At 70.4% G+C, this 20,225-nt stretch carries 16 protein-coding genes and 1 pseudogene; 9 read left to right on the top strand and 8 right to left on the bottom strand.

The window, feature by feature from the left end:
* The first annotated feature begins 16 nt into the window (after positions 1–16).
* On the top strand, positions 17–994 hold the full coding sequence (locus ACTWNK_RS04420; protein WP_474302221.1) for a glycosyltransferase family 2 protein: 978 nt from the start codon (positions 17–19) through the stop codon (positions 992–994).
* Between the two features lie 7 nt (positions 995–1,001).
* Here ACTWNK_RS04420 and ACTWNK_RS04425 read toward each other — a convergent pair whose 3' ends face one another.
* On the bottom strand, positions 1,002–1,598 hold the full coding sequence (locus ACTWNK_RS04425) for an acyltransferase (RefSeq protein ID WP_474302222.1): 597 nt from the start codon (positions 1,596–1,598) through the stop codon (positions 1,002–1,004).
* A 61-nt stretch (positions 1,599–1,659) separates the two neighbouring features.
* On the opposite strand from ACTWNK_RS04425, the gene ACTWNK_RS04430 reads away from it, so the two are divergent.
* The 5 genes from ACTWNK_RS04430 to ACTWNK_RS04450 all read left to right on the top strand — a co-directional run bounded on the left by ACTWNK_RS04430 (position 1,660) and on the right by ACTWNK_RS04450 (position 11,284).
* Positions 1,660–2,487 (top strand): glycosyltransferase family 2 protein, encoded by an 828-nt coding sequence (locus ACTWNK_RS04430; RefSeq protein WP_474302223.1) that lies wholly within the window; start codon positions 1,660–1,662, stop codon positions 2,485–2,487.
* A gap of 127 nt (positions 2,488–2,614) precedes the next feature.
* Positions 2,615–7,456 (top strand): DUF4082 domain-containing protein, encoded by a 4,842-nt coding sequence (locus ACTWNK_RS04435; RefSeq protein ID WP_474302224.1) that lies wholly within the window; start codon positions 2,615–2,617, stop codon positions 7,454–7,456.
* Positions 7,453–8,484 carry a glycosyltransferase family 4 protein gene (locus ACTWNK_RS04440; protein ID WP_474302225.1) on the top strand — a complete coding sequence of 344 codons (1,032 nt, stop codon included), beginning with the start codon at positions 7,453–7,455 and terminating at the stop codon, positions 8,482–8,484. The genes ACTWNK_RS04435 and ACTWNK_RS04440 overlap by 4 nt, the downstream gene beginning before the upstream one ends.
* The gene (locus tag ACTWNK_RS04445; protein WP_474302226.1) at positions 8,484–9,716 is read left to right on the top strand and encodes a glycosyltransferase; all 1,233 of its coding nucleotides are present in this window, start codon (positions 8,484–8,486) and stop codon (positions 9,714–9,716) included. The genes ACTWNK_RS04440 and ACTWNK_RS04445 overlap by 1 nt, the downstream gene beginning before the upstream one ends.
* Positions 9,713–11,284 carry a lipopolysaccharide biosynthesis protein gene (locus tag ACTWNK_RS04450; protein ID WP_474302227.1) on the top strand — a complete coding sequence of 524 codons (1,572 nt, stop codon included), beginning with the start codon at positions 9,713–9,715 and terminating at the stop codon, positions 11,282–11,284. The genes ACTWNK_RS04445 and ACTWNK_RS04450 overlap by 4 nt, the downstream gene beginning before the upstream one ends.
* 186 nt (positions 11,285–11,470) lie before the next feature.
* On the opposite strand, the pseudogene ACTWNK_RS04455 reads toward ACTWNK_RS04450, so the two are convergent.
* Both ACTWNK_RS04455 and ACTWNK_RS04460 read right to left on the bottom strand, forming a co-directional pair.
* A pseudogene (locus tag ACTWNK_RS04455) lies at positions 11,471–12,367 on the bottom strand (O-antigen ligase family protein); the annotation flags it as partial.
* 157 nt (positions 12,368–12,524) lie between these two features.
* A complete protein-coding gene (locus tag ACTWNK_RS04460; RefSeq protein WP_474302228.1) occupies positions 12,525–13,265 on the bottom strand; it encodes a hypothetical protein in 741 nt (246 codons plus the stop codon).
* Positions 13,266–13,613: 348 nt separating this feature from the next.
* Here ACTWNK_RS04460 and ACTWNK_RS04465 point away from each other — a divergent pair, with 348 nt between their 5' ends.
* Genes ACTWNK_RS04465 through ACTWNK_RS04475 form a run of 3 tightly spaced genes read left to right on the top strand, consistent with a single transcriptional unit; the run spans position 13,614 to position 15,949 of the window.
* Positions 13,614–14,252: a hypothetical protein gene (locus tag ACTWNK_RS04465; RefSeq protein WP_474302229.1), complete on the top strand. Its 639-nt coding sequence runs from the start codon at positions 13,614–13,616 to the stop codon at positions 14,250–14,252.
* 57 nt (positions 14,253–14,309) lie between these two features.
* A complete protein-coding gene (locus tag ACTWNK_RS04470) occupies positions 14,310–14,975 on the top strand; it encodes a polysaccharide deacetylase family protein (RefSeq protein WP_474302230.1) in 666 nt (221 codons plus the stop codon).
* On the top strand, positions 14,972–15,949 hold the full coding sequence (locus ACTWNK_RS04475; RefSeq protein ID WP_474302231.1) for a right-handed parallel beta-helix repeat-containing protein: 978 nt from the start codon (positions 14,972–14,974) through the stop codon (positions 15,947–15,949). Before ACTWNK_RS04470 ends, ACTWNK_RS04475 begins: the two co-directional genes overlap by 4 nt.
* Before the next feature lie 18 nt (positions 15,950–15,967).
* On the opposite strand, the gene ACTWNK_RS04480 is transcribed toward ACTWNK_RS04475, so the two are convergent.
* From ACTWNK_RS04480 to ACTWNK_RS04500, 5 genes are read right to left on the bottom strand one after another with little or no spacing between them, the layout of a single operon-like run.
* Entirely contained in the window at positions 15,968–16,732 is a 765-nt protein-coding gene (locus tag ACTWNK_RS04480) for a WecB/TagA/CpsF family glycosyltransferase (protein ID WP_474302232.1), read from the bottom strand.
* Positions 16,729–17,385 (bottom strand): class I SAM-dependent methyltransferase, encoded by a 657-nt coding sequence (locus tag ACTWNK_RS04485; RefSeq protein ID WP_474302233.1) that lies wholly within the window; start codon positions 17,383–17,385, stop codon positions 16,729–16,731. The genes ACTWNK_RS04480 and ACTWNK_RS04485 overlap by 4 nt, the downstream gene beginning before the upstream one ends.
* Positions 17,382–18,476 (bottom strand): DegT/DnrJ/EryC1/StrS family aminotransferase, encoded by a 1,095-nt coding sequence (locus ACTWNK_RS04490; protein WP_474302234.1) that lies wholly within the window; start codon positions 18,474–18,476, stop codon positions 17,382–17,384. The genes ACTWNK_RS04485 and ACTWNK_RS04490 overlap by 4 nt, the downstream gene beginning before the upstream one ends.
* On the bottom strand, positions 18,473–19,117 hold the full coding sequence (locus ACTWNK_RS04495) for an acetyltransferase (RefSeq protein ID WP_474302235.1): 645 nt from the start codon (positions 19,115–19,117) through the stop codon (positions 18,473–18,475). The genes ACTWNK_RS04490 and ACTWNK_RS04495 overlap by 4 nt, the downstream gene beginning before the upstream one ends.
* On the bottom strand, positions 19,114–20,217 hold the full coding sequence (locus ACTWNK_RS04500) for a DegT/DnrJ/EryC1/StrS family aminotransferase (RefSeq protein ID WP_474302236.1): 1,104 nt from the start codon (positions 20,215–20,217) through the stop codon (positions 19,114–19,116). The genes ACTWNK_RS04495 and ACTWNK_RS04500 overlap by 4 nt, the downstream gene beginning before the upstream one ends.
* Positions 20,218–20,225 lie beyond the last annotated feature (8 nt).

Raw genomic sequence — 20,225 nt, forward strand, 5'->3', positions numbered from 1 at the left:
TCGGTAACAGTCGCCAATGGTTGCCAGAAGGGGAGACACTGTCCGGGTGCAGCTATCCGCCGTCATCGTGACTTACAACAGCGCCGGCTACATCACCGGAAGTGTGAAAGCGCTCTCCGAAGCGCTTCGCGGGCTGGAGGCGGAGATCGTCGTCGTGGACAACGACTCCACCGACGACACCCTCGACGTGGTGCGCTCGGCGCTTCCCACGGCCAGGATCGTCGACCGGCGGGTCAACGACGGCTTCGCCGGAGGCTGCCACGCGGGCGCCGACGCCGCGCAGGGCGACTACCTGCTGTTCGTCAATCCCGACGCCGAGGTCGAGGCCGACTCGGTCAGGGCGCTGCTCGACTGCGCCGAACGCAACCCGCGCGCCGGGATCGTCGGCGGGCGCATGGTCACCGAGGACGGCCAGACCGACCCGCGCTCGTGGTGGGGCAGGCCGACCCCCTGGACGGTTCTCTGCTTCGCGCTCGGGCTCAACACGATGTTCCCCGGCAGCGCGATCTTCGACAGGGAGGCGCCCAGGCCCTGGTCCGGCGATCCCCGCCAGGAGCGCGAGGTGCCGATCGTGACCGGCGCGCTGATGCTCATCTCGCGCCGGATCTGGACCGAGCTCGGCGGCTTCGACAAGAGCATCTTCATGTACGGCGAGGACGCCGACCTGTGCATGCGCGCACACGCGGCGGGCTACCGGCCGAGGGCCACGGCGGCTGCGCCGTTCTTCCACCCGTCCGGCATGTCCTCCACCAGCATCGGCAAGCTGGTCAAGCTGTTCACCGGCAAGGCCACGGTCGTGCGCAGGCACTTCCCCTTCGGCACCAGGCGACTGGGCGTCGGCCTGGTGCTGGCCGGAGTGCTGCTGCGGGCCAAGGCCAGCCGCCGCATGGCCCCTCCCGGCATCGAGCGCCAGGGCAGGCCGACCGCCAAGGGCGACGACTGGCCCAGGCTCTGGGAGGCCCGCTCCACGTGGAGCAAGGGCTGGACGTCCTGACGCGCTCTCAGGCGTCGAGGGTGAGCACGCCGTCGGTCTCGGTGTAGGTCTCGCCCGTGCTCGGGCAGGTCAGCCGTCCCTCGGCGTCGGCCCGTAGCGGCACGCCCGCCCTGCCGACCCAGCCGATCCGCCTGGCGGGCACCCCGGCGACGAGTGCGAAGTCGGGCACGTCCTTGGTGACCGTGGCCCCGGCGGCGACCAGGGCGTGGCGTCCGATCGTCCGGCCCGCCACGATCACCGCACGCGCCCCGACCGAGGCGCCCTCGCGCACCACGACGCCCTCGGCCTCCCAGTCGCCGTCACGCTTGAGCCCGCCGTCGACGTCGACCGAACGCGGATACATGTCGTTGGTCAGCACCACGGCCGGTCCGATGAAGACCCCGTCCTCCAGCACGGCCGGTTCGTAGACCAGAGCGTAGTTCTGCAGCTTGACGTTGTCCCCGATGACGACGCCGGGCCCGACATAGGCTCCGCGGCCCACGATGCATCCGGCGCCGAGCGTCGCGCCCTCCCGGATCTGAGCCAGATGCCAGACGGAGGTTCCGGAGCCTACCTTCGCCGACGGGTCCACATCGGCGCTGGCCTGGATGCGTGGCTCGCTCATGACAATGCCCTCTCTTGGTACGGCTGGCGTAGAAGGACGGAAGCGACCATACTCCCGGTTTGTGGCAAGCATTGTCATTCCCGCGCACAACGAAGAGCGGGTCATCGCCAGGCTCCTCGACGGCCTCCTCGCCCAGGCGCATCCCGACGAGTTCGACATCGTCGTGGTGGCCAACGGCTGCGCCGACGACACCGTCGGTGTGGCCGAAGGCTACGGCGTGCGCGTGCTGGAGACGCCGGTCCCGTCCAAGTGGGAGGCGCTCAAGCTCGGTGACGCCGCCGCGCTGCGCTACCCCCGCCTGTACGTCGACGCCGACATCGAGCTGTCCACGGCCTCGGTCAGGGCGCTGGTGGAGGCGCTCGGCAAGCCGGACGTGCTCGCGGCCGGGCCCGCCAGGGATCTGCGGCTGGCCGATCGGCCGTGGTCGGTGCGGTGGTACTACGACGTGTGGACGCGGCTGCCCGCCGTACGTGACGGGTTGTGGGGGCGTGGGGTGATCGCGGTCGACGAGGCCGGGGGTGGCAGGCTGGCCGCACAGCCGAGGGTGATCGGCGACGACCTCGTGTTCGCGCTGGCCTTCGGGCCGGGGGAGTCGGTGATCGTGGACGAGGCGGCCGTGGTGATCCACCCGCCGAGGACGCTGAGGGACCTGATGCGCCGGAGGGTGCGCACGGCTACCGGAACCTCGCAAGCCGACCAGAGCTCGCAGGTCAGCAGGCCCAAGACGGGCATGCGCGACCTGGTGGCGATGGCCAAGGCGAGGCCGGTGCTCGCGCCCAAGGTCGCCTTCTTCCTCGCGATGGCGGTGGCGGCCAAGCTGGGCGCGCGAAGGGCCGTGCGCAAGGGTGACTACTCGACCTGGTTACGGGATGAGAGCAGTCGTACCTGACTGACTTGTGTGACGGTTCAGCACTGTTGGTGTTGTAGGTAAACCAACGTGCCTCACATGGCGTCTTGCCTGTGTTGATTGCCCATGCCCCCTGCATCCCTTGATGCCTTGTACGAGTGAGTAGCCGATGAAGATCCGGCGTGCCTTATCCAGCATGTTCCTGTTCGGTGCGACGGCACTGGTGGCGGTGCAGGCGCCCGCGGTGTCCGCGATGGCCGCCGGTCCGTGTGACCCGGGCGGCAGCAAGATCGTTTGTGAGAACTCCAAGACGGGCTCCCCTTCCAGTGAATGGGAACGTGACAAAGGCCGGGGCGACACCATCGAGGGCTTCGGCACCGACATGAGTGTCAACGTCGGGCAGACGATCAACTTCAAGATCCGCACGCCGTCCACCGACTACCGCCTGGACATCTACCGCATCGGCCACTACGGCGGCGACGGGGCCCGCAAGTGGGACACCGTCCAGCCGTCGGCGACGCTGCCGCAGACCCAGCCGCCGTGCGTCGAGCGCCCGGTGACCGGACTGCTGGACTGCGGCAACTGGGGCGTGTCGGCGAGCTGGGCCGTGCCGTCCGACGCCGTGTCCGGCGTCTACGTCGCCCACCTGGTGCGCGAGGACGCCGCCAACACCGACGGCGACGACGACAACCACATCGTGTTCGTGGTGCGCGACGACGCCAGCACCTCCGACCTGATCTTCCAGACCTCCGACACCACGTGGCAGGCCTACAACGACTGGGGCGGCAACAGCTTCTACAAGGGGTCGAGCCAGGTCGCCTCCGACCGGGCGGTCAAGCTCAGCTACAACCGGCCGTTCGCCACCCGCACCGGCACGCCGTGGGGCCGCGACTTCCTGTTCGCCAACGAGTACCCGATGATCAGGTTCATCGAGGCCAACGGCTACGACGTCAGCTACACCAGCGGCATCGACTCCGACCGGCGCGGCAACCTGCTGACCAACCACAAGGCCTTCCTGTCGGTCGGCCACGACGAGTACTGGTCCAAGCAGCAGCGCGTCAATGTCGAGGCGGCCAGGGACGCCGGAGTGCACCTGGCGTTCTTCAGCGGCAACGAGGTCTTCTGGAAGACCCGCTGGGAGAACAGCGACGACGGCAGCAACACCCCGTACCGCACGCTGGTCACCTACAAGGAGACCCGCGCCAGCTCCAAGATCGACCCCTCGCCCGAGTGGACCGGCACCTGGCGTGACCCGCGCATCGGCACCTACCCCGACGCCGGTTACCCGGAGAACTCACTGACCGGCCAGCTCTGGACGGTCAACTGCTGCAACGCCGACATGAAGGTGCCCGCCGCCGACGGCAAGATGCGCTTCTGGCGCGGCACCAGCATCGCCGCTCTCGGCACCGGCCAGACCGCGATCCTGCCCGAAGGCGTGCTCGGCTACGAGTGGGACGAGGACCCGGACAACGGCTTCAGGCCGGCCGGCTCCTTCCGCCTGTCGTCGACGACGCACACCGGCCAGGAGGTCATCCAGGACTACGGCTTCCGTACGGCGGCCAACCAGAGCGCCACCCACCACATGACGATGTACAAGGCGCCGAGCGGCGCTCTGGTGTTCGGCGCGGGCACCGTGCAGTGGTCGTGGGGCCTGGACGACGAGCACGACTGGGGCCGTACCCCGGACGACAAGCCCGTGGTGAAGACGCCGATCTCGCTGCCGATGCGTCAGGCGACGATCAACCTGTTCGCCGACATGGGCTCGCAGCCGGCCAGCCTGCGCACCGACTGGAACCTGACCGCGGCCACCGCCTCGGCCGACGTCACCAAGCCCACCTCGGCGATCACCTCACCCGTTCCGGGCGCCACCGTCTCAGGCGGCACCTCGGTGACCGTCAGCGGCACCGCCGCCGACGTCGGCGGCCAGGTCGGCGCCGTGGAGGTCTCCACCGACGGCGGCGCCACCTGGCACATCGCCCAGGGCCGCGAGAGCTGGAGCTACACCTGGTCGGTCGTCGGCAACGGCAATGTGACCCTGAAGACGAGGGCGACGGACGACTCGGGCAACATCGAGGTGCCGGGCGCGGGCGTCACCGTCAACGCGGCCTGCCCCTGCGGCCTGTTCGGCGACGCCTCGGCCCCGAAGAAGCACGACAGCGAGAACACCACGCCGCTCGAGGTGGGCATCAAGTTCAAGCCCCAGGTCAGCGGCTGGGTCGGCGGAGTGCAGTTCTACAAGGGCCCCGGCAACACCGGCACCCACACCGGCAGCCTGTGGCGCCAGGACGGCACGCTGATGGCCACCGGCACGTTCACCGGTGAGAGCGCCTCCGGCTGGCAGACGCTCACCTTCCCGACGGCCAAGCAGGTCGACGCCAACACCACCTACCTGGTGTCGGTCTTCTCGCCCACCGGCCGCTACTCCTACGACGAGGACACCCTGCGCAAGCAGGGCCTGACCGCACCGCCGCTGGTCGCGCCGTCGGCTCCCGACTCCACGGGCAACGGCGTCTACAAGTGGGGCAGCGCAGGCTTCCCGCAGGCCTCGTACAACGGCACCAACTACTGGGTCGACGTCGTCTTCCACACCGTCGAGCCGCCGGACGTCACGGCGCCCGCCGTCACCGCGGCCGTGCCGTACCCGGGTGCGTCCAGCATCCTGACCACGGCGCCGGTGTCGATCACCTTCGACGAGAAGGTGGCGCCGGGCACGGCGACGGTCACGGTCAAGAACCCGGCGCTGCAGACGGTCGCGGGCAGTGCGAGCCTCGACGGGACCGGCACCATCCTCACCTTCGCCCCGTCGGCCGCGCTGACCCCGGCGACGACGTACTCGGTGTCGGTGAGCGGCGCCGCGGACCTGTCCGGCAATGTGATGGCCGCGCCGTACACCTTCAGCTTCACCACGGCCAAGCCGACCCCGGTCGCGGGCGTGTGCCCGTGCTCGATCTGGAACGACTCCACCGTGCCCACCTGGATGCAGGTCAACGACGCCGCCGAGCTCGAGCTCGGGGTGAAGTTCCAGGTCGCCGAGGCCGGGTTCGTCAAGGGCGTGCGCTTCCACAAGGGCAGCAACAACACCGGGACGCACATCGGCACGCTGTGGTCGGAGAGCGGCACGGAGCTGGCCAAGGCCACCTTCGTCAACGAGTCGACGCAAGGCTGGCAGGAGGTGCTGTTCAGCTCGCCGATCTCGGTGTCGCCCGGCATCACCTACGTGGCCTCGTACCACACCACGACCGGGTTCTACTCGGCCAAGTACGACTCGATGAACAACGGCTTCGACAACCCGCCGCTGCGGGCGCTGCCCTATGCGGAGGCGGGGGGCAACGGCGTCTACAAGTACGGCGCCCGCACCTTCCCGACGCAGAGCGGCAACACCAACTACTACGTCGACGTCATCTACGAGTACGCGCCCGACACCACGGCGCCGTTCGTGGCCTCCTCCTCGCCCTCGACCGACGCCACCAACGTCAATGTGGGCGCCCCGCTCGTGGTGAGGTTCAACGAGCCGGTCACCGGGGCCACGGTCACGGTCAAGGACTCGGCCGACATCACCATGGCGGGCACGACCTCGATGGACGTGACCAACAAGGTGCTCACCTTCACCCCGTCGGCGCCGCTCGGCGTCGCCACTGCGTACACGATCGCGGTGAGCGGGGCGGCGGACGCCGCCACCAACAGCATGGCCCCGGCCAGCTGGAGCTTCACCACAGCAGGTACCGCCGCCTGCCCGTGCACCCTGTGGGCGAGCGACGCGGTCCCCGCGACGGCGGCCTCGACCGACGCCGCGGCCGTCAACGTGGGCGTGCGCTTCACCCCGAGCACGGCCGGATACGTGACCGGCGTGCGCTTCTACAAGGGGCCCGGCAACACCGGGACGCACACCGGCGGCCTGTGGACCGGCAACGGCACCCAGCTCACCACGGGTACCTTCACCAACGAGACGGCGACGGGCTGGCAGACGCTGACCTTCTCGGCGCCGATCGCGGTCCAGGCGGCCACCACCTACGTGGCGGCCTACCGGGCGCCCGCCGGCAGGTACGCCATCACCGCCAACTACTTCACCGGCGGCGGCGTCACCAACGGCCCGCTTTCGGCCCCGCAGGCGGGCAACGGCGTCTACGCCTACGGTGCCTGGAAGTTCCCGAACGCCACCTACCAGGGCGGCAACTACTGGGTCGACCCGATCTTCACCACCGCGTCGCCGGGCGACGTCATCGCGCCCGAGGTGAGCGCGCAGGACCCGGTGGACGGCGAGACCAGCGTGCCGACGACGTGGCACCCCTCGGCGACGTTCAACGAGGACGTGCAGCCCGCGACGGTCGTCTTCGGCCTGACCGGCGTCTCCGGCGGCTTCACCTACGACGCGGGCACCAAGACCGTGTCGTTCACGCCTTCGTCCGCGCTCGCGCCCGACACCCTCTTCACGGCGGTGCTCAGCGGGGTCAAGGACCTGGCGGGCAACACGATGCCCACCCAGAGCTGGAGCTTCCGTACGGCCAAGGCCCCGACCGGCGCGTGCCCGTGCTCGGTCTGGCCCGACAGCGCGCGACCCGACGTGCGCACGGCCACGGACGGCTCGGGCGTGGTGCTCGGTGTGAAGTTCCGCAGCTCCCAGGCGGGCACGATCACCGGCGTGCGGTTCTACAAGGGGCCGGGCAACGACTCGCCGCACGTGGGCACCCTGTGGGACGCCTCCGGCAACAAGCTGGCCGAGGCGAACTTCACCAACGAGTCGGCCGCGGGCTGGCAGACGGTGACGTTCACCACGCCGGTGACGATCGCGGCGGGCACCACCTACGTGGCCTCCTACCGCGCACCGGGCGGTCGCTACAGCTATAACGCCGGGGCATTCGCCGGTGCTGGGGTGGACGCGCCACCGCTGCGTGCGCTCCAATCGGGTGAGGACGGTCCGAACAGCGTCTATGTCTACGGAGCGAACCAATTCCCCACCAACGGTTCCACCGCCAACTATTGGGTCGACGTGATCTTCGTCCCGACGCCATGATCAAAGATGCGGTCCGCTGGGCACTTGGTGCGCGTGCCCGGCGTTACCGCCGTCCTCCCAAGCTGCGCCTGGGATCGGGCCAGGGCCGGGGCAGGGTGTTCTACCTCTGCCCCGACTACCCGATCCCGAGCGGCGGCATCAGGGTCGTGTACCGCCACGTCGACCTGCTGAACGCGGCAGGCTTCGACGCGGCGGTCCTGCACGGCAAGGACGGCTTCTCCTGCGGCTGGTTCGCCCACGACACCAAGGTCGTGGGCGCCCCCTCGGTCGAGCTGACCGAGCGGGACGTGCTGGTCGTGCCGGAGATCCACGGGCCCTGGCTGAACGAGCTCGACATCGGGCCACGCCTGGTGGTGTTCAACCAGAACGCCTATCTGACCTACGACGGCGTCGCCCCCGACGTGGCGGCGCCGTACCGGGGGGTCGAGCGTCTGGAGGCGGTGTTGTGCGTCTCCGACGACAACGCCGCCTACCTGCGTTTCGCCTTTCCCGAACTGCCGGTCAGCGTGGTGACCAATGCGATCGACACCACGCTGTTCCACCCGCAGGAGGCCGAGCCGGAGCGGCGCGTCGCGCTGATGCCGCGCAAGCGGCCCGACGACGCCCGCCAGGTGCTCGCGCTGCTGCGGGCGCACGGCAGCCTGGAGGGCTGGGAGGTCGTGACGATCGCGGGTAGGTCCGAGCGCGAGACGGCCGAGCTGCTGCGCTCGTGCCCGATCTTCCTGGCGTTCGGCAAGCAGGAGGGCTTCGGGCTGCCGCCAGCCGAGGCGATGGCGTCCGGCTGCTACGTGGCGGGGTTCACCGGGCTCGCGGGCAGGGAGTTCTTCCTGCCGGAGTTCAGTGCTCCGGTCGAGGACGGCGATGTCGCGGCGCTGGCGAGGGTCGCCGACGACGCCGTCCGAAGGTATGAGAAGGACCCCGCCGCCGTGCGGGCCACCGGGCGGCTGGCCGCCGCCCACATCCGCGAGACCTACTCGCTGGAGCGCCAGCGAGAGGAACTGCTGACCTTCTTCGGGGGACTTCTCTGATGCGGCTCGTTGTCGGCCTGCACCACACCGAGCTGGGCGGCAGCCAGCTCAACGCGCTCGACCTGGCGACCAGGGTCCGTGACGCGGACCACCACGTCGAACTGCTCGCGGTGCACAACGGCCCGCCCGGCCCCGTCGTCGACCTGGCACGCGACCGTGGCCTGCCGGTCACCCTGGCGCCGCACCCGCTGGAACGCCCCCCGCGCGGCGGGCTCTTCCGGCCGAGCGTCGCCGCCGCGCTGACCGCCCTGGCCGCCCGCAGCCGCGCCGACCTGGCCCACCTGTACGAGTACCCGCTCATCCTCGACGGCCTGTACGGCCCGCACCTGCGCAGGGGCACCGCGCTCATGGGCACGGTCTACGCCATGGCGGTGCCGACCTGGCTGCCCAGGACCATGCACGTCATCGCGGGCACGCACGACCTGGTCGAAGGCGCCAAGGCGGTGGGCCAGCGGGCCACCCTGATCGAGCCGCCCGTCGACACCGACGCCGACGACCCCGCCGTCGTCGACGCCGCAGCCTTCCGCCGTGCGCACGGCCTGGCCCAGGGCGACGTGGTCGTCGTCGTGGTCTCGCGCCTCGAACCCGACATGAAGCAGGAGGGCGTCGAACGGGCCATCGCCGCGGTGGGCGAGCTCGGCGACGCCAGGCTCAGACTGGTCGTGGTCGGTGCCGGCCCCTCCTACGACCTGCTCGCCGCCCGGGCCGAAGCGGTCAACGACAGGCTCGGCAGGCCCGCGGTCGTGATGACCGGCTCGCTGGTCGACCCCAGGCCCGCCTACGCCGCCGCCGACATCGCACTCGGCATGGGCGGCTCGGCCCTGCGCGCGATGTCGTTCGGCAAGCCGCTGATCGTGCTCGGCATCGGCGGTTTCTCCCGGCCGTTCGACGACTCCACCAAGGACCACTTCTTCGGCGCCGGGTTCTACGGCGTCGGCGACGGCACACCCGACCCGCTCGCCGGGCAGATCGCCGCACTCGCCGCCGACGCGCGGCGCAGGTCGGCGCTCGGCGCGGACGCGCGTGCGATCGTCGTCGACCGCTACAGCCTGAAGTCCGCCACCGCCACCCTGATCGCCCTGTACGAGGCCGAGACGGCCGACAGGCGCGGCGGACTGGCCAGGGCGGGCGCGGCGACCCGTACGGGCCTGCACCGCCTGGGGGCCGATCTGGCGGGCGGCACGCTGCGCACGCGGCTGCGGCCCCTGGTGCGCGGGGTGCTGGCCCGATGAGCGGTTCGCTCGCGGGCAAGGCTGGCAAGGCGCTCGGCTGGAGCCTGCTCAACACCGTCGCGACCAAGCTCGGCACGTTCGCGATCGGGGTGGCGCTGGCCAGGATCCTCGGGCCCGAGGAGTTCGGCACGTTCGCGGTCGCGCTGGTCGCGCTGATGGCGGTGCTGAGCTTCAACGAGCTCGGGGTGAGCCTGGCGATCGTGCGCTGGCCCGGCGACCCCAAGGAGATCGCGCCGACGGTCATGACCATCTCGGTGCTGACCAGCGTGCTCATCTGCGCGGTCTGCTGGGTGGGGGCTCCGGCCTTCACCGCGGCCATGGGCGCGCCCGCCGCCACCGACGTGATCAGACTGCTGGCCGTCACCGTGGTCATCTCGGGCGTGGTCGCCACCCCCGCCGCGCTGATGCAGCGGGCCTTCCTCGGCGGCAAGCGCATGATCGTCGACCAGGCGGGCGGCTGGACCGGCTCGCTGCTGTCGATCGGCACGGCGATCGCGGGCATGGGCGCGATGAGCCTGGCCGTCGGGCGGCTCGCGGGCGCGCTGGTCTCGGCCGTGCTGTTCGTGTACTTCGCGCCCGGCTCGCTGCGTTTCGGCTTCGATCCGCGTCTGGCCCGCAAGCTGCTGCGCTTCGGGCTGCCGCTGGCCGGGTCGAGCATCGTGGTGTTCGGCGTGGGCTACCTCGACCAGTTCGTGGTCGGCGGGGTGCTCGGGCCCATGCAGATGGGCTTCTACGCCCTCGCGGTGAACCTCGCCGCCTGGCCGGTCGCGGTGTTCTCCCAGCCGGTCAGGCAGGTGGCGCCCGCCGCCCTGGCCAGACTGCAGGGCGATCCGCCCGCCATGCGTGGCGTCTTCGTCACCGTGGCGGGGCTGCTGGCCACCGTGACGCTGCCCGTCTGCCTCGTGCTCGCCGGGGCGGCGAACGCGGCCGTGCTGTTCGTGTACGGCACGCCGTGGGCCGGTGCGGCGCCGATCCTCGTCTGGCTGGCCGTGCTGGCGGCGGTGCGGATCATGTTCGAGCTGGTCTACGACTACTTCGTGGTGATCGGCGGCACGCGGGTGGTGTTCACCGTTCAGGTCGTCTGGCTGGTGGCGCTGGCGCCCGCGCTGTACGTCGGGGCCGATCGGTGGGGGGCGCCGGGTGCGGCCGCGGCTCAGCTCGCAGTCGCCGTGCTGGTCATCCTGCCGATCTACCTGTGGGAGCTGCGCCGGGCCGGTCTCGGGCTCGGGGCGCTCGGGCGCAGGCTCGTGGTGCCGCTGGCGATCGCGCTGCCCGTGGGGCTCTGCGCGGCCCTGGCCGACCGGCTGGTGGCCTGGGACCCGCTGGCACTGGCGCTGGCCGGCCTCGCGCTGGCCGCCGGGCTGGCCGTACAGGCGCGAGGGGTGCTGGCCACCGTCAGGTCACTGCGCTCGGTTGCCGCCGACTCTGACGTCGCCGCCGATCCGGGCGTCGGCGGCGATGATGCCGTCGCCGGGCAGGGCGTCGGGGAGCACCTCGTCCCTGCTGCTCCTGGCGGTGAGGTCCGGCATCCGCACCAGGCGCCAGACCGTTCCGCAGCATCCGAGTAGCAGGAAGGTCAGCCCCGAGGCCATCGGGAAGGCGAAGGCGTCATAGGTGCCGAACGTGAAGGCCGCCATGGCCGCGCACGCGGCGAAGCACTGGGCCAGATGCTTGGTCCGCTCGTCGGGTGCGGCCTTGGCGGCCCTGCGGCCCAGCACGATGCCGTGCAGGAACAGCGAGACCAGCGCGGCCAGTCCGAACAGCCCGACGTCGAGCAGCGTCACCAGGTACTGGTTGTCCAGGATGCGGTAGAGGTCGGGCAGCCAGGTGGCGAACCCCCTGCCGAACCACGGGTACTGCGGGTAGTAGTACAGGATCGCGTCGTAGTCCTGGATGCGGTATTGGGTGCTGCCGTCGGTGCCGATGCGTTCGACCAGGCGGCGCAGCGTGCCGACCAGGCCGGGCGCCACGGCCTGCACGGCGATGATGAAGCCGACCCCGACCAGGTAGGCCCGGCGGCGCTCCTGCTTGGTCCACAGCGGCATGATGATCACCAGGCCGATGAGCAGGGCCAGGATGGCCGACCTGGAGACGGTCATCATCATCGCCATCGCGATGACGCCCACCTGGGACCAGGCCCGCAGCCTGCGCCCGGCGGGGGCGAACCTGGCGCCGTGGATGGCCAGCGGCACGAGCAGGCCGAGCACCATGCCGAACTCGATCGGGTGCAGCGACGTGCCTGCGGGCCTGCGCAGATTGTCACGTGCCAGCAGGGAGGCGTAGTCGCCCTGCAGGGACAGTCCCGGGATGTGGATGTACTGGGCGATGTCCAGGCCGAACAGGTACTGCACGACGCCGATCAGCCCCAGCACGGTGCCGAGGATGACCAGGCGGTTGCGGACCTTCTCCAGGCTCTCGATGCGGTCCATGCTGTCGGCCGTGAGCAGCACCACGCCGGTCCAGCCGAGCACGGTGATCAGGCCCCGGTCGATGGCGTTGAGCTCGACCGTCTCCAGGGCGCGTCCCGCCGCGGCGATGTAGCTGGCGAACACGGCGACGACGAACAGGCCGATGGCCGTGCGCATGGGCTGGCGCTGGTGGATGACGGCGGCGCTGCGCGGGCTGACCCAGGCGCAGACGTACCAGAGCATGCCGACGCCGGCCAGCAGGCCCGCGGGGGTGCCTGCCGCGCCGAGAGGACCGACCACGTATCTGGAGGGCACCAGGAGGAGCACGCAGATGTAGACGGTCAGCACCGCGACGGGCGCGGTGCGGGCGATGGGGTGGGGGACTACGTGCACCGGCGGGTCAGGGGCGGTCGTCGGTCAGGTCGAAGCGGTACAGGTGCGGCTCGGCCGCGTCTCCGTTGACCCGCCTGGAACGATCCTCCTGTGCCTTGTCCACGATGATCACCGGCATGTTCATGGTGTCGGAGGCGTCGCCCAGGGAGTTCCACGGGTCGTCGGGCCCGAAGTCGGCCTCCGGCTCGCTGACCGGCCTGGCCCTGACGATCGGCTCCTCGGTGCCGCGCGCCGGGTGTCTCGGCTGGGGGGCCGCGACGACGAGCAGGTCCGACGGGTTGACCGGGGCCGGCTCCTGCGCCCGGCGGCTGCGCCGCTGCTCGTTGATGCGCTTGCGGTCGGCGAGCGCCTCCAGCACGACCGGCACGCCGAGCGTGAGCAGCAGGCCGAGCACGCCCAGCACGATCAGCGTCCGCACCTTGGGCTGGGCGTCCAGCTCGGGCGTGAGCGACTGGGAGATGATGCGCGTGCGGATGAGCGAGTCGCGGCTCGGCGTGGTGCCCTCGATGGTCTGCAGGCTCACCAGACGGGGCTGGATCTCCTCGAGCAGGACCTTCAGGGTGTTGACCGTGACACGCGGCTCGTCGCCCTCGACCATGACGTCGAGCACGGGGCCGTTGGTGTTCTCGGCGATGTTGATCGTGTACTCGGCGTCGAAGCCCTTCGCCTCGAAGGTCTCGACGCTGCGCTCGTCCATCATGTTGCGCCCGAGGATCTCCGCGGCGACCGTCAGGGAGGGGCCGAACACCAAATAGGGGTTACCGCCCGACTCTTTTGCCTGCTTCGGCGACGGAAGGAAAACCACATTCGCATTCGCGGTGTAGGTCCACGGGATGACGAGATACGCGCCCGTGACACCTCCAGCGGTCGCGAGTAACAGGAGCAGGGCGAGCCACCAGCGACGGCGGAGGGCCCGTAGTGTGCCGAGAAGATCCATTTTTTCCTTTCGGCGTGATGCCGATGCCTCCCCGTCCAGAGGCCTTTGCCATCTTTAGGACTCTTTGATGGATGAATAGCCTCTAGCATAGGTCTACATCGCCGCAGCCAACCATTCGGAGAGCAACGCAGATGGTCGCAGGAGAGGAGTTCTTATCCGATGACCATCCGTGACGTTCTGGTGCTGCTGTGGCGGCAACGCTGGGTCACCGCGGTCGTCCTCGCACTCGCGGCGCTGGCCGCGTACTTCATCCTCACCGAGAGCCCGCTCTACCGCAGTGTGGCAGAGGTGCAGCTGCGTGCCCCCACGAGCAGGGAAACGGTCGACGCCTACGAGACGTACTCTCCCGAGCTCATCCTGGCAGCCCATCTGTCGCAGATCCACCTCGACGGGCAGCAGGGCAGGGCGGAGGTGCGGGCGGCGGGCGGCAGGCTCAACTACACGGTCAAGCTGGCCAACATCGGCAACGAGGAAGACCCGTACTTCAACGCGCCGTTCGTGACCATCGCGGTGATCTCCAGGAACCCCAAGGCGGCCGACCGCACCCGTGACGCCGCCGTCGCGGTGCTGCGCGCCGACCTGGAGAAGCGCCAGCGCGACGCCGAGACCTACCCGGGCGCGTACATCACGCTGCGTATGGCCGAGGGCACCATCCCCGCCACGCAGGTGAACACCCGGCACTCGCGCTCGCTTTTCGGGCTGGCCGTAATCACCTTGATCACCCTGCTGACGGCGACCCTGGCCGCGGAGCGCAACAGCGTCCGCATGATGGTCACCCGCCTGTCGCGGTCGCACTGACGTCACGGGCGTCGCACGGAAGTCGTACAGAAGACGTACTGAAGGAGCCAAGAAGGCATGGCACACGAGGTCATCAACGTGCTGTTTCACGGGATCGGCACGCCTGGCCCCGGGCTGGAACCCGACGCCTACGACTACTTCATACCGGCCGATCTCTTCCGTGCGATCCTCGACGAGATCGCCGGGCGTCCGGATGTGGCCATCTCCTTCGACGACAGCTTCGCCTCCGACGTCGACATCGCACTGCCCGAACTCCTCTCCCGAGGGCTGAACGCCACCTTCTTCCCGCTGGCCGGCCTGCTCGGCGGGCGGGGCAGGCTCGACGAGGGAGGGGTACGCGAACTCGCGGCGCAGGGTATGGGCATCGGCACGCACGGCATGCGCCACCTCGACTGGCGCCGCCTGGACCAGGCCGCGCGCCAGGACGAGTTCGTCCAGGCCCGCGAGCGCATCGCCGAGGTGATCGGCAGGCCGGTCGACGCCGCCGCCATCCCGTTCGGCTTCTACGACCGCGCCGTGCTCGGCCACCTGCGCGCCCAGGGCTACACCACGGTGCACACCAGCGACAGGAACAGGGCCAGGACCGGCCGGTGGCTGCAGCCGCGCTACAGCGTCATGGCGCACGACACCGTCGAGACGTTCAGGCAGGCCGTGCTCACCCCGCCGAGCCTGCGCCGCAGGGTCCGCGGCATGGCGGCGGCGCAGTACAAGAGGTGGAGATGAGCACCAGGGCCGGTCTCGGCGCGGTCGTGGTGATGCTGCTGCTCACCGCCTGTACGCCGACGAATGTCACGCTGGAGCCCCTGGAGGAGTCGGTCACGGTCCCGCCCTCGCAGAGCGCCACGCCCGAGCCCACGGTGAAGCCGAGCGTCTACGACCCCGACAACCCCTACGGCAGCATCCAGCACGACGACGGCAGGCCGATCCCGCGCAAGTGGCCGGGCCCGAGCAACACGGGCGTGCCGAAGGGCACCGCGCTGACCAGGATCGAGCCCATGACGATCACCGAGGACGGCACCGTGCTCGACGCCGTCTACCTCGAAGGCGACCTGGTCATCGCCGCCAACAACGTGACGATCAAGCGCAGCCGCATCCTCAATCCTGGCGACATCTGGGCGATCATCCAGCGCGACGGCTTCGAGGGCCTGACGATCGAGGACTCCGAGATCAGCGGCAACGGCAAGAAGCGCCTGTCGATCGGCGTGATGAACGAGGGCGGCATGCTCACCATGCGCCGGACGAACGTCCACACGATGCAGGCGGCGGTCAACACCCAGGAAGGCCTGCTGGAGGACAACTACTTCCACCACCCGGTCTTCTTCGAGGGCGACCACACCGACCTCATCTGGGCCAGAGGCGGCCAGCCCAAGGACCGCAAGCTGATCATCCGTCACAACACCGTGCTGAACACCCTGAACCAGACCTCGGCGATCGCCCTGTTCCAGTTCGACGGCGTCACGCACAACACCGTGATGGAGGACAACCTGCTCGGCGGCGGCTCCTACGCCCTGTACGCCGGAGGCGGCCCCTACGGCCGCTCCTACAATGTGAAGATCATCAACAACACGTTCAGCCGCCGTGCCTTCCCCAAGGGCGGCGGCTGGGGCCCGGCCTCCCGCTGGGACGCCAAGGGCAAGGGCAACGTCTGGAAGGGCAACGTCTGGGAGGACACCGGCAAGCCGGTGCCCGCCCCTTGACCCGCTTTGTTCAGCCCCTCAGCGGCGGCGGCTGAACAGCGTTCTGACGAACAGGGCCAGGAAGGCGCCGTTGGTCGTCACGTAGCGGGGGCCGAGTCTGATCGGCTCCTGCAGCAGGCGGTAGAGCCATTCCAGGCCCACCCGGCGCCAGGAGTCGGGAGCCCTGCGCACCTTTCCGGCGATGACGTCGAACGAGCCGCCGACGCCGTGCACGACCTTCGCCCGGGTGCTCGCGCCGTGCTTGGCGCAGAAGAGCTCCTTCTTGGGCGACGACATGCCGAGGAAGAGCATGTCGGGATCCGTCTCGCCGATCGCCGCCGCCACCGATGCGGCCTCGTCGTCGGAGAAGTAGCCGTCGCGGTGCCCGGCGATGCGCAGTTCGGGATGCTTGGCCCGGATGTTGGCGAGCATGACGTCGAGGGTCTCGCGGGTGGCGCCGAGGAAGTACACACTCAGCCCGCGCTCCTCGGCGGCCGTCAGCAGGGCGGCCAGCAGGTCGATGCCGGTGACCCGCTCGGGCAGCGGCTGCCCGAGCGCCCGTCCGGCCCAGACCAGCGGCTGGCCGTCGGCCACGATGAGGTCGCAGTCCACGACGGATGAGCGCAGCAGGTCGTCCTTGCGCATCCTGACGAGCTTGGCGGCGTTCACACAGCCGACGCTGAGCTGCCTGTCCGCCTCGACGGCCTCCAGACAGCGTGCGACGGCCTGCCCGATGGTGACCGGGTCGACGGGAACGCCCATGATGTCCCTGCGATCGAGCACGTCGGCTCCCGGCCCGCTCATGTCGCCTGGACCGCGATGACCGACTTGACCAGCCCGGCCATCCGCTCGACCCGGATCTGCGAGGTCGGGAAGTAGTAACGCATCTCGGTCAGCGAGAGCAGCTCCACCTCCATCGCGTCCCGCAGCGCCCCCACCCTGTCGTGCGGCCTGGTGTGCACCAGCGGCCAGCGCGAGACGACGGCCGTACGCGCGGCCACCGGCAGGAACTGGAAGCCGGGGAAGAGCACGTGCGGCTCGACCGGGAAGTAGCGGTAGGGCACCTGCACCCAGTGCTTGGGCGCCAGCTGCCGTACGGCGTCGGCGAAACGCTCGCGCCTGATGTGCCCGCCGACGTGCTCGATCACCGCGTTGGACACGACCAGGTCGTAGCCGCCGTTCAGGATCGAGTCGGGCAGCTCGCACGCGTCGCCCTGGGAGGCGCGTGCCCAGTCGGGCAGGTCGTCGGGCACCGGGTCGAGGTTGACCAGGTGCACCTCGCGCGGCCTGACCGGCACGCGCTTCCAGTACTCGACGGTTCCGCCGAGGTCGATCACCGACATCTCGGCGAGCTTCGGGAACGTTGACATGAACGTCTGCCAGCGACGGGCGCGGGCGCGCGCGCCGACGGAGTTCGGCGCGTCCACGAAGCGGTTGCGCAGGGCACGCATGCTCATCGCAGGGCCTTCCGGAGGGCATCGGCCACCCGTAGCTGCTGCTCGCGGGTGAGGTGGGGGAACATGGGCAGGGAGATGATCCGCTCGGCGGCGGCCTCGGACACCGGGAAGTCGCCGGGGCCGTGGCCGAGATAGGCGTAGGCCGGGTGCAGGTGCACCGGCTTGGGGTAGTGGATGGCGCTCTGCACACCCTGCTCGGCGAGTTTGGCCATCACGCGTTCGCGGTCGTCCACCTGGGCGACGTAGAGGTGCCACACGTGCTCGTTGCCGGGCGCGGTCCGCGGCAGCGTCAGCTCGTCCAGGTCGGAGAGCAGCTCGGCGTATCGCGCGGCGGCGGCGCGGCGGCCGTCGTTGCCGTCGCTCAGGCGGCGCAGCTTGGCCCGCAGCACCACGGCCTGGAGGGCGTCGAGCCTGGAGTTCATGCCGGGCACGAGGTGCTCGTACTTGCGCTCGCTGCCGTGGTCGGCCAGCAGTCTGACCTGGCGGTCCAGGGCGGCGTCGTCGGTGGTGACGGCTCCGGCGTCGCCGTACGCGCCCAGGTTCTTGCCCGGATAGAAGCTGGTGGCCGCGATGGCGCCGAAGAACGTGCGGCCGTCCTGGGTGGCGCCCTGCGACTGGGCCGCGTCCTCGACGACGGGCAGGCCGCCCGCCGCCTGGATGATCTCGGCCATCGGGGCGAGCTGGCCGTACAGGTGGACCGGGACGATCGCCTTGGTCCTCGGGGTGATGGCCGATGCCAGGGCGGCCGGGTCCATGAGCAGGTGGGCGGGGTCGGCGTCGCACAGCACCGGCTTGGCGCCCGCGCGTACGACCGCGCCGGCCGTGGCCACGAAGGTGTTGGCGGGGATGACCACCTCGTCGCCCTGGCCCACACCGACGGCACGCAGGGCCAGCTCGACGGCGTCGGTGCCGTTGGCCAGGCCGACGCAGTGCGCGGTGCGGGAGTAGGTGGCGTACTCGCTCTCGAACGCGGCCACCTCGGGGCCCTTGATGAAGGCCGTGGCCGACAGCACCCGCTCGAAGCCCTCGCGGACCTCCTGCGCGATCTCGGCGTGCGGGGTCGCCAGGTCCATCAGGGGGACGGTGTTCACAGCAGGGTCCTTTCTACGGGACGCAGGTAGCGGGCGGGATTGCCGGCCCACACCTCGCCCTCGGGAATGTCACGGGTCACGACCGCGCCCATGCCGACCATCGCGTACGCGCCGACCGAGCAGCCCTGACGCACCAGCGCGCCCGCGCCCACATAGGCGCCGACGCCGATGCGCACGCCACCGGCCAGCCGCGCTCCGGCGGCGATCGTGGCGTAGTCGGCGACCACGTCGTCATGCGTGAGCACGACGTGCGGCATGATCGCGACGTGCGCGCCGACCCGGACGTTCGCGGTCAGCACGGTGTACGGCAGCAGCACCGAGCCGTGCCCGACCGAGGAGTCGGCCGAGACGAGCGCCGTGTGGTGCACGACCGTGGCGTAGCGCCCGGCGGGCAGGCCGAGCCGCTCGACGAGGAGCGGACGGCCGGTGTTGTTGTCGGGCCGCCCCACACCGACGATCAGCCGGGCGTGCGCGGGTATGGCGGACAGACCGCCGAGCACGGGCAGCCCGGCGATCGTGGTGCCGTGCAGGCCGGGATCGTCGTCGACGAAGCCGAGCACCTTCGCGTCGGTGACGGCTTGGGCGGTCTCCCTGGAGAAGCCGCCCGCCCCGACCAGCACGAGTTCGAGCGGCGTGCTCATCCGAGCGCCGCCGTGACGGCCGCGACGACCGTGTCGTGCTCGGCCTCGGTCATCTGGTGGAACAGCGGCAGGATCACCGTGCGCCGGGTGGCGAGCTCGGTCTGCGGCAGGTCGGTGCCGGGATGCCCGTCATAGGCGGGCTCCAGGTGGGCGGCCATGATGCCGCGCCTGGCCGACACCCCGCGCGAGGCCAGCTCCTTCAGCAGCTGCTCCTGGTCGACGGCGTGCCCTTCGGGCAGCCTGAGCCAGAACGACTGGTAGTTGCTGGTGCCGAACTCCGGGTCCACATGGGTCACCAGGCCGGGCAGCGCCTGCTGGTAGCGCGCCGCGAGCTCGCGCCTGCGGGCGACCATGGCGGGCAGCTTGGCCAACTGGACCAGCCCGACGGCGGCCTGGATGTCGGTCATGCGGTAGTTGAAGCCGACCTCCAGGTAGGCCTCGAGCACCGGCTGCGCGCTGGCGTGCCTGTCGGCGGCGCTCACGTTCATCGCGTGCTCGCGCAGCCGCCGCAGCCGGGTGGCCACCTCGGCGTCCTGCACGGTGACCATGCCGCCCTCGCCGGTGGTCAGCAGCTTGCGCGGATGGAAGGAGTAGGCCCCGAACGCGGCGCCGCCGCCGACCGCTCCGCCCTTGTACGTCGAGCCCGCGCCGCATGCCGCGTCCTCGATGACGGCGATGCCACGCGGCTCGCACAACGCCTTGAACGCGTCGAGGTCGCAGGGCTGTCCGCCCTGGTCGACCACGATGACGGCCTTGGTGGCCGGGGTCAGCACAGCCTCGACGGTCGCGGGCGTGAGGTTCAGCGTGCCGGCGTCGATGTCGGCGAACACCGGCTCGGCGCCGACATAGCGCACGGCGTTGGTGGTCGCGATGAACGACAGCGAGGGCACCACGACCTCGTCGCCCGCGCCGACGCCCGCGCCGATCAGGCACAGGTGCAGTGCGGTCGTGCAGTTCGACACCGCGATGGCATGCGGCGCCCCGACGAAGTCGGCGAACGCGCGCTCGAACTCGGCCACCCTCGGCCCCTGCGCCACCCAGCCGGACCTGACGGCCGCAGCCGCCGCCTCGGCCTCCTCCTCGCCGAGCCACGGCTTCATGACCGGGA

The sequence above is a fragment of the Nonomuraea sp. IBHARD001 genome (assembly GCF_056106265.1).